The sequence below is a fragment of the Rhizobium sp. WYCCWR10014 genome (genome assembly GCF_001657485.1).
Lineage (GTDB): Bacteria > Pseudomonadota > Alphaproteobacteria > Rhizobiales > Rhizobiaceae > Rhizobium.
The window spans coordinates 206,619-219,253 of the sequence record NZ_LXFU01000052.1; the positions used below are offsets into that span (position 1 = coordinate 206,619).

General features: G+C 61.2%; 10 protein-coding genes. 5 read left to right on the forward strand and 5 right to left on the reverse strand.

The genetic code is table 11. From position 1 onward, the window contains the following. Positions 1-4: 4 nt before the first annotated feature. The 5 genes from A6U98_RS33545 to A6U98_RS33565 all read right to left on the reverse strand — a co-directional run bounded on the left by A6U98_RS33545 (position 5) and on the right by A6U98_RS33565 (position 5,201). Complete coding sequence (locus A6U98_RS33545) at positions 5-1,591, reverse strand: ABC transporter substrate-binding protein (RefSeq protein WP_064655520.1); 1,587 nt, start codon at positions 1,589-1,591, stop codon at positions 5-7. A 144-nt stretch (positions 1,592-1,735) separates the two neighbouring features. Further along, positions 1,736-2,689 (reverse strand): dihydrodipicolinate synthase family protein, encoded by a 954-nt coding sequence (locus tag A6U98_RS33550; protein WP_064655521.1) that lies wholly within the window; start codon positions 2,687-2,689, stop codon positions 1,736-1,738. A gap of 59 nt (positions 2,690-2,748) precedes the next feature. Next, on the reverse strand, positions 2,749-3,639 hold the full coding sequence (locus A6U98_RS33555) for an SMP-30/gluconolactonase/LRE family protein (protein WP_064655522.1): 891 nt from the start codon (positions 3,637-3,639) through the stop codon (positions 2,749-2,751). After that, the gene (locus tag A6U98_RS33560; RefSeq protein ID WP_064655523.1) at positions 3,636-4,466 is read right to left on the reverse strand and encodes an NAD(P)-dependent oxidoreductase; all 831 of its coding nucleotides are present in this window, start codon (positions 4,464-4,466) and stop codon (positions 3,636-3,638) included. The genes A6U98_RS33555 and A6U98_RS33560 overlap by 4 nt, the downstream gene beginning before the upstream one ends. A 21-nt stretch (positions 4,467-4,487) precedes the next feature. Then, positions 4,488-5,201 (reverse strand): FadR/GntR family transcriptional regulator, encoded by a 714-nt coding sequence (locus A6U98_RS33565; protein WP_064655629.1) that lies wholly within the window; start codon positions 5,199-5,201, stop codon positions 4,488-4,490. Positions 5,202-5,518: 317 nt separating this feature from the next. Here A6U98_RS33565 and A6U98_RS33570 point away from each other — a divergent pair, with 317 nt between their 5' ends. The 5 genes from A6U98_RS33570 to A6U98_RS33590 all read left to right on the forward strand — a co-directional run bounded on the left by A6U98_RS33570 (position 5,519) and on the right by A6U98_RS33590 (position 12,634). Beyond that, positions 5,519-7,456: an ABC transporter substrate-binding protein gene (locus tag A6U98_RS33570; RefSeq protein ID WP_064655524.1), complete on the forward strand. Its 1,938-nt coding sequence runs from the start codon at positions 5,519-5,521 to the stop codon at positions 7,454-7,456. Between the two features lie 123 nt (positions 7,457-7,579). Beyond that, positions 7,580-8,566, forward strand: coding sequence for an ABC transporter permease (locus A6U98_RS33575; protein WP_064655525.1), 987 nt, complete (start codon positions 7,580-7,582; stop codon positions 8,564-8,566). A gap of 9 nt (positions 8,567-8,575) precedes the next feature. Continuing rightward, entirely contained in the window at positions 8,576-9,697 is a 1,122-nt protein-coding gene (locus A6U98_RS33580; protein ID WP_064655526.1) for an ABC transporter permease, read from the forward strand. A 7-nt stretch (positions 9,698-9,704) separates the two neighbouring features. Beyond that, positions 9,705-11,426 carry an ABC transporter ATP-binding protein gene (locus A6U98_RS33585; RefSeq protein ID WP_064655527.1) on the forward strand — a complete coding sequence of 574 codons (1,722 nt, stop codon included), beginning with the start codon at positions 9,705-9,707 and terminating at the stop codon, positions 11,424-11,426. Then, positions 11,423-12,634, forward strand: coding sequence for a mandelate racemase/muconate lactonizing enzyme family protein (locus tag A6U98_RS33590; RefSeq protein WP_064655528.1), 1,212 nt, complete (start codon positions 11,423-11,425; stop codon positions 12,632-12,634). The genes A6U98_RS33585 and A6U98_RS33590 overlap by 4 nt, the downstream gene beginning before the upstream one ends. The last annotated feature ends 1 nt before the right edge of the window (position 12,635 follow it).

A 12,635-nucleotide genomic window follows, 5' to 3' on the forward strand; every position in this document is an offset into this window, starting at 1 on the left:
CGTTCTACTCCTTGGTCACGTCATGCCAGCGCGTCGACCATGTCGTATGCCCGTGATAGCCTTTCACGTTGGCGCGCATGACATAGGGGTCGGTTCGCTGGAAGAAGATGACCAGCGGCGAAGCCATGCCGGCATAGATGCCATCCATCTTCTTGAAGATGTCTGTGCGCTTTTCCGTGTCGCGCTCCTTCATCGATTGGTCGATGAGTGTGTTGAGCTCGTCCACCTTCATGCCCGTGCGCCAGAGGTAATAGCTGCCGAGGCGTGCCTCGTCGCTATTGTCGGGGTTAAAGGCATATTGCGTGGCCACGGCGAAGGGATCGGGCAGGCGGGCGCCGGAATTGCCGAGCAGCACTTCGAATTTGCGCTCGCGGAAGGCGGGCGTGAATTCGCCGGGCACGAGATCGAGATCGAGGCCGGCGGCGCGCGCACTCGCCTGCAGCGCTTCGGCGAAGGGCAGGGTCGCGGCTCCCGACGGATTGAGCACCTTCTTCAGGCCATTGGGATATCCGGCCTCCGCCAGCAGCTGCTTGGCCTTGGCGGGATCGTAGTCGTAGCGGACCTCCGCCTCGCCGGGAGCGCCGATCATGCCGCGCGGGATCATCGACTGCCAGGGAAAGCCCGTATAGCGCATGATGTTGCCGGAGATCGCTTTCCAGTCGAAGGCATGCTGGAAGGCCTCGCGAACCTTCGGCTTCTGCAGATCCGGGTCTTTCTGATTGAGGGCGATATAGTAGAAGCCGAGACCCGGGACATTCTCGATGACCATGTCCTTCTTGGTAGCGAGCGCATCGAGGTCGCCGCTTGACACATACTGGCCGACATCGACGTCGCCGGCTTCGAGCTGAAGCCGGAGATTGCCGGATTCCGGGATATGACGAGCGACGACGCGCGCCATGGCAGGCTTGCCGTCCCAATATTTCGGCTGGGCATTGAAGATCGCGACATCGTTCGGCCGCCACTGCGCCAGGCTGAATGGGCCGCTGCCGGCGGAATTGGCGGAAAGCCAGGCACCGCCGAAATCGCCGTTTGCCTCGTGCGACAGCACCGTCTTCTTGTCGACGATGCCGATCGACGAGCCCGCCAGCGAATAGAGCACCAGATCGGTATTGACCGCCTGCGGCAGCTCGATCTCGAGCGTGTGTTCGTCTTTTGCGCGAACGAGCTTTTCGACATTGTCGGGCGTGAAGCCCCAGAGTGCCACGTCGGTGGAGCCGACCTGGCCCATCTTGATGACGCGCTGGATCGACCAGGCGGCATCCTCGGCGGTCACCTTGTTGCCGCTCTGGAAGACCGCGTCGTCGCGTATAGTCAGCGTGATGATCTTGCCATCCGCCGAGACGCTCCATTGCGTCGCGAGCATTGGCTTCAGCGTTTTAAGATCGTCTGGCGACAGCTGCACGAGGTTGTCGTAGAGATTCGAGATCAGCTCGGAAACCGTGCGGGCATTGTTCTGGGCCGGATCGAGCGTCCTTATGCCGGTAAGATTGGTGCCGATCACCAGCATATTGGGCGGCGACGCCGCGAAGCTGGGCTGCGCCGTCGTCAGGGCGCCGGTAATTGCGATCGTTGTCAGTACTTGTCTCAGCATCTCAAGACCTCCCAATCCTGTTGTTTGCGGAAATAGAGCAATTCCAGGAAAAGTGCGAAGCGGTTTTCAGTCCGGAATTGTGTAAAAACAAATGGTTAGCGGCTCCGCGCTTCCATGAAAAGCGGAGCTGCTCTCGTGTCGAACTCAGCCGGCCGCCTTTGCGGAATGCTGCTGGTGTGGACGGATCTGGTTGTCGCCGGCGGCGTTCCAGCCCCGAAGCAGTCGATGAAGGTCTTCGCGATCGTGCTGGTCGAGCAGCGGCAGTCCCGGCACGCGCACGGGGCCGACATCGAGGCCGGAAAAGGTGACGGCCTCCTTGACGACGGTCACGTTTGCGCCATTGCGGAATTTGGTCCGCATCCGCTCGAATGGTTCTAGCTGGCTGACGATAGCTCTTGCCGCGCCGAAGTCTCCTCTTTCGAGCGCATCGTGAACGGCAAGCGACAGGTGCGGCGCCACATTGACGAGACCGGATGTGAAGCCGCGCGCGCCCGCAGCCGTAAATGTCGGCGCCCAGCTCTCCGCCAGGCCGCAGACGAACAGCGCGCCGGCCGGGTCGGCTGCAGCGATCGCTCTCTGCAGCAGCATCAGATCGGTCGTGGCAAACTTGATGCCGGCAATATTGCCGTGGTTTGCGAGACGGATGACATCATCGACACTGAAGCCATCGGCCCTGACATAGGCGATGAGCGGCAGGGTGGAAGCATCCGCAAGATTGCAGAAATAGTCGATCTGAGCCGCAGGTGCTGCGAAAGGATCGACGGGCTGATGCGACATGACGGCGGATGCGCCGATCGCGGCCGCATCTTTCGCCATGCCGATCGCCTCGCGCAGCGACCGGCCGATCGCCGCCGTCACCGGCGCTTTGCCGTTGACGCCAGAAACCGCCGCCTCGTGGACGATCCGGATCTCCTGCGGCGTCAGAGCATAGAATTCCCCGGTGTTGCCGGCAGCGACGATGTTGTGAATACCCGCTGCCGCCACCCGCTCATAGACCTTCGCCGTGATCCGGGGTTCGACTTCACCCTTGCCGTCATAGGCGGTGACGGGAACACCCGATACGCCTGTAAGCGCCTTGCGCATGGTTGCGATGCTCATCTTTCTTCCCCGTTATCTTTCCATCAATCCGCCGTCACCCGAACGTGATCGGCACGCTGTCATCCGACGGGATGATCCCCGAAGCGGAAGGGCGGCAGGCCCTCTGCATCCACATCAAAGGCGATGACCGTCCCCGCCTCGAAACGTCCGGTGCGGTCCGTCGACAGGCTCGTGACAAAGAGGGTGCGCAGATCCGGCCCTCCGAAACACGGCATTGTCGGTGCGGCGACCGGCAGAATGTAGATCTCGACGATTTCGCCTTCGGGCGATATTCGGTTGAGGCGACCGGCGGAAACGCCGGCGCTCCAGTAGAACCCGTCACGATCCGTTGTCGCTCCGTCCGGCCGACCCTCGTCTTCCGTGAAGCTGCGGAGCCGGCGTCCATCGCCGAGGTCGCCCGTATCAGGGTCGAAGTCGAATGCCTGCAGGAAGCATTGCCGGCTGTCGGAATGATACATCCGCCGGCCGTCCGGCGACCAGGCAAGGCCGTTGGAGCTCGTCAGTTCCGTGGCCACGGTCTGCGTGCTGCCGTCGGCGCTCACGCGGAAAAGTGCGGCCTCATTGATCTGCGGCTTGGATTCACTGATCGAGCCGATCCAGAAGTGCCCGTCGGGCCCCACCTTTCCATCGTTGAGGCGGCAATTGATGTCGCGTCCGACCGGATCGGACACAAATTCGAAATCTCCTGAGACGGGATCGAAGAGATGGACGCCCGTCTGAAGGGCCACGACGATCGTGTGATCGCGGCAAAGCCCGAGGGCGCCGATTGCGGCCGGCATGTCGAAGCGGTCGATCTTTCCAGAAGCCGAGAGCCGGACGAGCGCCGGTGCCTGAATATCGACGAACCACAAAGTGCCGGTCTCCTCGTCCCATACTGGCGATTCACCGACCGTCAGCGGTTGCTGGATCACGGAACGGACGTTAGGGCGGATGATCCGAGGCGCCGTCATTCAACCGTCTCCAGGTTCTTGGCCAGACCCTCGGCGTCGCGCATGCGGATGGTGCCGTCGTGATTGATCTCACAGAACCCACCACCCTGGAACGCCAGCGCGACGGGCCCTTCGGATCCCCCTTCGATGCGGGCGTGGTCACGCGGCCGGTCCTGTGGCTGGTAGCCCAATCGTGCCGCCAGATCGTTCTCCCACCACATCTCCTCGGTGTCAGAAACGCCGTAGACCACTGTTGCTGCGATCAACGGGTGCGAAAGGCCGATCCTGACCAATTGCGCCAGATCTCGTGCGCTGATCCAGATCGCAACCGATCGTTCGCTATTGGGATAGGTGCCGGCATTGCCGATGCGGATGGAAAGAGAACGAATGCCTGACGTGTCGTAGTAGAGCCCCGCCACAAGCTCGCCCCAGCATTTGGAAAGTCCATATGGGCTGTCGGGGCGCATGGGGTCGAGCGGTGACACGAGCTGGCCGCGCGGATAAAAACCCGTGGCATGATTGCTCGATGCATAGACGACCCGCTGGACCTTGTTGATCCGCGCCGCTTCGTAAAGATTGTATGTTCCAAGCACGTTCGCATGCAGAATGGCGTTCATGTCGATGCCGCTTGCAATACCGGCGAGATGGACAACGCCATCGATATCCTTCAGCGCAGCCGTTGCTTCGTCGAGCTTTGTAAGATCGGCCCTGACGAAATTCTCGTTTTCGCCAAGCCCGTCAGGTTCCTGGAGATCGATCAGGCTGAGGTGCTCGACATGCGACCGAAGAAGCGGGCGCAGCAGCGTCCCTACACGTCCGGCAGCACCGGTCATAGCGACCCGTTTCATCGTCTCTCCTCCCATTATCGCTCAAACGCCCTGGAACATGCGGGCACGAGCATTCAGTATGTGTCTTTTCATTGCATCATGCGCTTCGGTTTCCCGGTGTGCGAAGATCGCCTCGACGATCACCGCATGCTCATCCTGGACGCTGCGGATCTGTTCCGGCGTCCGCTTCAAGCTCAAGCTTCGCGTGACGGAATGCCCGATGGCGAAATGCGGCTTGAACCACTCGCGCAGGGTGATGTGGAACTGGTTACCGGTCGCCATGGCAATTGCATCGTGTAGAGCCTGGTCCTCCTCGGCGCCAAGCTCCCCGTTGCGCAAACATTGCTCGATCGAAACAAGCGCTGCCGTTATTCGCTCCCTGTCGGCCGGCTGCCAGTTTCGCGCTGCAAGCTCCGCCGCCTCGGCTTCGAGACCGGCGCGGAATTCGAAGAACCGCTGGACATCGGCCAAGGAGCCGACCGGCACCATTTTCAGCATCGACGAATCCGGCCTTTGCCTGACATAGGAACCGGAACCCTTACGCGAAACGACGAGCCCATCGGCTCTCAAGCGTTCGAGCGCTTCGCGCACGACGGGTCTCGATGCGCCGAAATCAGCGGCGAGCTTCGTCTCCGGCGGCAGCCGTTCGTTCACCGGAAAGTTGCCGTCGGCGATCATCCCCACGATCTTCTCGTAGATGATGTCGCTGAAGCGCGTTGCGCCCCTGTTCGAAACGGCATCGACGGCGAATGTCATCATGGTCCTTTTCTCTCAACGCCGCGTGCGCCGGGTCAGCGGCCGCACCCTGGCTGTTGCCGGCCATGAAGTTCAGGGCGGCGACAGCATCTGACAGATCCAACGTTTTTCGTCCTGCTGGCCGTGTTTCAGCGGCACAACGTCGCATTTCAATGCAACATCGCTACAAAATTTGTAATTATCTGTCAACTCTTGTAATCATTTGAGAACGTGTCTATGGTTTCGGTCGTAGCGCCGAGGAGGGCGTCAGCGTCGGGTCGGGGGCCCGCCGCATCAGCCGGCGCAAAGGCTGCGCCGGCACAAAAGGGAGGAATTCGATGGCCAAAGAAATACTGTCGCGTGGCGTCACCCGTCGCGCCGTGCTTGGTGGCATGGCTGGTGTCGCGGCGCTGTCTATCGCCGGTCGCGTGTCTGCCGCAGGCGGCGAAGCGCCGGCCCTTGCGCAGCTCGCCAAGGATGGAAAGCTGCCGCCGCTCGCCGAGCGCCTGCCGAAAAAGCCGATGGTCGTGACGCCGTTCGAGAAGGTCGGAACCTATGGCGGCTCGCTACGCCGCGGCCTTCGCGGTTCATCCGACCATAACGGCATCCTGCGTATGGTCGGCAACCAGAGCCTTGTGCGCTGGAACCTCGATTTTACCGCTGTGCAGCCGAACCTGGCCGAGCGCTGGGAAGTCAGCGACGACGCAACACAATTCACCTTCCATCTCATTGAAGGCGTGCGCTGGTCCGACGGTCATCCTTTTACTGCGGATGACGTCGTTTTCGCGATCGAAGACTGCGTCAAGAATACCGAGCTCTACAGCTCGACGCCGGCGCAGCTTGCTGTCGCCGGCAAGCCGGTCACGGTCGAGAAGGTCGACGACTATACGGTGAAGTTCACCTTTGCTGCGGCCAACGCGCTTTACCTGGAAAACCTCGCCACACCGCTTGGCCAGCATCCGACGCTGTTCCCGAAGCATTACTGCAGCCAGTTCCTGCCGAAATATAATCCCAATATCGAGGCCGATGCGAAGAAGGCCGGCGTCACCAGTTGGACGGAACTGTTCCGCAGCCGTTGCGGCGACATCGAGATCCCGTCGCGATGGGGCAATGTCGATAAGCCGACGCTCGATCCATGGGTGGTCAAGGAGCCCTATGCCGGCGGCGCGACGCGCGTCGTCATGACCCGCAACCCTTATTTCTGGCAGGTCGATACCGAGGGCAACCAGCTCCCCTACATCGATGAAATCAACTTCGGCATCTCGCAGGATGTCGAATCGCTGATGCTGAACGTCATCTCGGGAAAGATCGACATCCAGGAACGTCACATCAGCGTTCTCGCTAACAAGCCGACGCTGTCCAAGAACATGGAAAAAGGCGACTATCGTCTGCTGACGCTCGTGCCTTCGGCCTCGCAACAGTGCCAGATCTACTTCAACATCACCCACAAAGATCCTGCCATGCGCAAGATGTTTGCCGACAAGGCGTTCCGGCAAGCGCTCTCGATCGGCATCAACCGCCAGGAGCTCATCGACATCGTCTATTTCGGACAGAGCGAGCCCTACCAGGCCGGGCCGCGTCCGACCCATCCCTGGTATAACGAGAAATACGCGCGCCAATTCACCGAATTTGACGCCGACAAGGCAGGCGCGATGCTCGATGAGGCCGGCTATAAGAAAGGCGGCGACGGTTTTCGCCTCCGACCCGACGGCCAGAAAGTGTTCTTCTCGATCGACGTCATTCCGACGCTCTATCCCGATCTCGTCGATGCCCTGGAACTGGTCAAGGCGCATTGGGCTCAGATCGGTATCGATATGAAGGTCAACACGATCGAGCGGGCGCTCTATTACACCCGCGGCGACGACAACGCCCATGATGCGGCGGTATGGCCGGGTCCTGGCGGTCTCGATCCGATGCTCGATCCGCGCGATTTCTTCGCCTTCCATCCGCAGGGTTCGCGTTACGCCATCCCGTGGACGCTTTGGTACACCTCCAACGGTGCACGCGGCGAAGAACCACCGGAAAGCCAGAAGAAGCGCATGAAGCTCTTCGACGAAGCGCGTTCGACGGCCGATCTCGACAAGCGCGGTGCGATCATGAAGCAGATCTTCGACATCGCGGCCGAGGAATTCGAGACCGTCGGCCTTTGCCTTGCCGTCGGCGGCTTCGGCATCATCCGCAACAATCTGCGCAATGTCCCCGAGAAGGAGCCGGATAGCTGGTCGTGGCCTAATCCAGGACCTGCACTGCCGCAGCAATTCACCTTCACGAGTTGATTTTCGTCTTGAGCGCCGTGCCATCAGGTGCGGCGCTTTCTTTCAGTTCGCCCCCCGAGATGCCTTGCCGGCCCTGACGGCCGACAAGGCCCGGGAGGCGGCGTTCAATGCAAGAGGCGCCTCATGCTGGTCTTTATCGCCAAACGCTTCCTATGGATGATTCCATCGCTGTTTGCCGTCAGCTTCCTGGCTTTCGTCCTGATCCAGCTGCCGCCGGGCGATTATGTCACGACCTATATTGCGACGCTGGCAGCATCCAACGAGATCGTCGATCAGAACACGGCGGCGCAATTGCGTGAACGCTTCGGCCTCGGCGACCCGATGCTCGTGCAATATTTCAAATGGATATGGGGCATTCTCACACGCGGCGATTTCGGCATCTCCTTCGAATGGCAGCAGCCGGTCTCGGACCTGATCTGGGAGCGCATGGCGCTGACGCTCGTTCTGGCCCTGTCGACATTGATCGCCACCTGGGCGATCGCCCTGCCGATCGGCGTCTTTTCCGCCGTGCGCAAATATTCGATCGGCGACTATTTCTTCACTGCCTTCACCTTCTTTGGCCTGGCCGTTCCGTCCTTCCTGCTGGCGCTGGTGCTGATGTACATCGCGGCGGTCGAATTCGGACAGGATGTCGGCGGGTTGTTTTCTCCGGAATATGAGAACGCGTCCTGGAGCTTCGCCAAGATGGTCGACCTCTTCTCGCATCTCTGGCTGCCCGTCATCATCCTTGCCGTCTCCTCGACGGCGAGCCTCATCCGCGTCATGCGCGCCAACATGCTCGATGAACTACCGAAGCCCTACGTCACAACGGCACGGGCAAAGGGTCTCTCGGAATTTCGGCTGCTGATGAAATATCCTCTGATGATCGCGCTCAATCCGTTCATCTCGACGATTGCCTGGCTGCTGCCCAACCTCATTTCCGGTTCGGTCGTCGTCGCCATCGTCCTCAATCTGCCGACGGCCGCACCTTTGCTGCTGCAGGCGCTGATGGCCCAGGACATGTATCTCGCCGGCGCCTTCGTTCTGCTGATCTGCGCGCTGACGCTGATAGGCTCTCTGATCAGCGATATCCTGCTTGCGCTGGTCGATCCCCGCATCCGGTTGGAATAGGAGCCTCACGTGGTCGACATCCCCATTACAAATATTCAGCCGGATCGCGCCGCCGTCGCATCGCAGTGGCAGCTCATCTGGTGGGCTTTCCGCCGCCATCGGCTGGCCATGGTGGCGCTTGTCGTCACCGTGCTGATGTATATCGTCGCCCTCATTCCCGGCTTCTTCGCCATCAACGATCCGTACCTGCAAAATGCACGGGCGACCTTTCACCCGCCACAGAAACTGCATCTGATCGATACTGAGAACGGGTTCTCCTTCGGCCCGCATTATTATCCGATGAAGCTGACCCGCGATCCGGAAACGCTGGCCGCCATCTACAAGGAAGACACGACGAAGCGTGTCGATGTCCAGTTCTTCGGGCGCGGCTATGAATATTCGGTGTTCGGCCTGTTTAAGACCAACATCCATCTGATCGCCTCGCCCGACAAGACGACGCCGCTGCTTCTCTTCGGCGCCGACAGGCTTGGACGCGATGTCTTCAGCCGAACGGTGCAGGGCTCGCAGATCTCGTTGTCGATCGGCCTCGTCGGTGTCTTCTTCTCGCTGATGCTCGGTATCGTGCTCGGCGGCATCTCGGGATATTACGGCGGCCGCATCGATTTCTTCCTGCAGCGGGTGATCGATTTCGTGCTGTCGCTGCCGACGATCCCGATCTGGCTTGCGATGGCCGCGGCGCTGCCGCAGGACTGGCCTGCGACGCTGCAATACATGATGATCACGATCATCCTGTCGCTGACCGGCTGGGCGCAGCTCGCCCGCGTCGTTCGCGGCCGTTTCCTGTCCTTGCGCACCGAGGAATTCGTCGCCGCCGCGAGGCTCGATGGTGTTCGCGAAAGGCGCATCATCTTTCGCCACATGCTGCCGAGTTTCGCCAGCCATATCATCGCGTCGATCACGCTTGCTGTGCCGGCGATGATCCTTGCCGAAACCTCTCTCTCCTTCCTGGGGCTAGGTCTGCAGCCGCCGACCATCTCCTGGGGCGTGCTTCTGCGCGAGGCCCAGAACATTCGCTCGATCGCCACTGCGCCATGGCTCTTTATGCCGGGCTGTGCCGTCGTGGTCGCCGTGATGGCGCTCAACCTTCTCGGCGACGGCCTGCGCGATGCGGCCGACCCCTACAACAAATGAGGCCGGCATGACCGATATCCTTCCTATTGCCGGCAGGCCGCTGTTGCAGGTGAAAAATCTGACGGTCGAGTTCCCTCTTCGCACCGGCGTCTTTCGCGCTGTCAGCGATCTGTCTTTCTCGATCGAGCCGGGCAAGACGCTCTGTGTCGTCGGCGAAAGCGGATCCGGCAAATCGGTGACGGCGCGTTCGATCCTGCAGATCGTCGATGCGCCCGGCCGCATATCCGGCGGATCGATCATATTGAACGATCAGAACGGCGGGTCGACCGATCTGACCAGCCTCAATCCGCGCGGGCGTCAGATCCGAGCGATCCGCGGCCGCGACATCGCCATGATCTTCCAGGAGCCGATGTCGTCGCTGTCGCCGATCCACACGGTCGGCAACCAGATCGTCGAGGCGCTTCGCCTTCACACCCGGATGAGCAAGGCAGAGGCGCGCGCGGAAGCCATATCGCTGCTCAGCCAAGTCGAAATTCCCTCGCCGGAAAAAGCGCTGGACCGCTATGCGTTTCAATATTCCGGCGGCATGCGCCAGCGCGCGATGATCGCCATGGCGCTCGCCTGCAAACCGCAGCTGCTGATCGCCGACGAGCCGACCACGGCGCTCGACGTGACGACGCAGGCCGAAATTCTCGACCTGATCGCCCGGCTGCAGAAGGCCAAGGGCATGGCCGTTCTCTTCATCACGCATGATATGGGCGTCGTAGCGCAGATCGCCGACGATGTGCTGGTCATGCACAACGGCGTCGCCAAGGAATATGCGCCTGTCGAGCAGATCTTTCATGCGCCGAAAGACGACTATACCCGCATGCTGATCGGCTCGGTGCTGAAGCTGGAAGCGAAAGCCGAAATCCGGCTGGTGCGCCCGCCGCTCGACACGACGGCGCCACCGATCCTCGAACTCCGCAATGTATCGATGGATTTCGGCGAGGTAAAAGCGCTGGACGATGTTTCCATTTCGCTTCTGCCGGGCGAAACGCTCGGCATCGTCGGCGAGAGCGGATCCGGCAAGACGACGATGGGTCGCTCGATCATGCGGCTGATCGATCCGACTGCAGGCGAAATCCTCTATCGCCGCGCCGACGGCGACATTATCGATCTGGCAACGGCAAAAGGTCAGACACTCGCCGCCGCAAGGCGGGAATTGCGGATGGTGTTTCAGGATCCTTTCGGCTCCCTCAACCCGCGCATGACCGTCTCCCAAATCATCGGCGAGCCGCTGCTCGTCAATGGCGTCGCAAAGGGGCGGGCGTTGGAGGAGCGCGTTTGCCACCTGATGGAGCAGGTTGGCCTCGACCCGAGGGCGCGCGAACGCTACCCGCACGCATTCTCCGGCGGCCAGCGTCAGCGCATCGGCATTGCCCGTGCCATCACGCTCAATCCGCGCGTCATCGTTGCCGATGAGGCAACCTCGGCACTTGACGTCTCGGTGCGCTCGCAGGTGCTCGATCTGTTGATGCGCCTGCAGGACGAACTCGGTCTCGCCTATATCTTCATCAGTCATGATATCGGCGTTATCCGCTACATGTGTGACCGTGTCGGCGTCATGTACAAAGGCCAGCTCGTCGAAATCGGTGACGCGGAGAAGGTCTGCCGCACACCCGAACATGCCTATACGCAGGCGCTCATATCAGCGATCCCGCGCCCCGATCCGCGTGATCGCGATCATTCGCGGCGTTTCCGATACGTCGCGCCGGACATATTGAAGAATGGGAGTTTTCAGCGATGAAAATCACCGGGATCCGCACTTTTCTCATGCATGTCGGTCAGCCCGATCCCGCGAACTGTGCTTCCGACCAACGTTCTGGCGGTGGCGCCTCCAAGCAGTTCGGCGGCACCAGAAACTGGCTCTTTCTGAAGATCGATACCGATGAGGGCATCACCGGCATCGGTGAATGCTCGGGCTGGCCGCGTGTTGTCGAGACGGCGATCCATGATCTCGCCCCACTGCTCATCGGCGAAGATCCGGCCCATATCGAACGGCTGTGGCAGAAGATGCATATCGCGATGATGGGCCATGGCATGCTCGGGACGGTCGGAGGCGGTGCGATGACCGGCATCGACATTGCGCTATGGGACATCAAGGGCAAGGCGCTCGGCGTGCCTGTCTGGATGCTGCTCGGCGGCAAGGTGCGCGAGCAGATCCCGATCTATTCGCATGCGAATACGCCCGAGCGCGCGCTTGCTCTTAAGGACCGCGGCATAAAGGCGATCAAGTGCGGCGGCGTCGCCGATCCGGTCCGCAAGGTTGCCGCGCTGCGTGACGCCGTCGGCGACGACATGGACATCGCCATCGATCTGCATGGGCCGCCGTGGCTGACGCCTGCGGATGCCTGCCGGCTGGTGCGGGCGCTCGAACCCTATGAATTGATGTGGGTGGAAGATCCGATCGCGCCGGAGAATATCGACGGCTACCGGCGCATCCGCGACGCAGCACATGTGCCGCTTGCCGCCGGCGAGCGTTCGGCGACCATCTTCGGCGAGCGTGAGCTCATCGAGAAGGAACTGGTCGACGTCATCCAGCCGGACACCGGCCGGGCTGGCGGCATCACCCAGATGAAGAAGATCGCGGCCATGGCCGAAGCCCATCATATCCAGATGGCGCCGCATTCGGGTTCGCTCGGGCCGGTGGCGGAATATGCGGCTTTGCATCTGCTTGCAGCGATCCCCAACGCCCTCATCCTTGAACGCCTCGACGATGATTGGGACGGCCGCCGCCAGACGATCGTGCCGCATCCGCAACAGGTCGACGGCTTGATCGCCGTTCCTGATGGCCCGGGACTTGGCTGCGATATCGACGAGGCCTTCGTGGCGCGCTTCCCCAGCAACGGCAATGTCTCGGTCCCGCAAAGTGCCGGTGCCTACAATCCCGGCACCGACAACGAGCATCTCTACGTGCAGACGCGCCAGTCGCGCCGCACCTATTTCAATCGCTAGA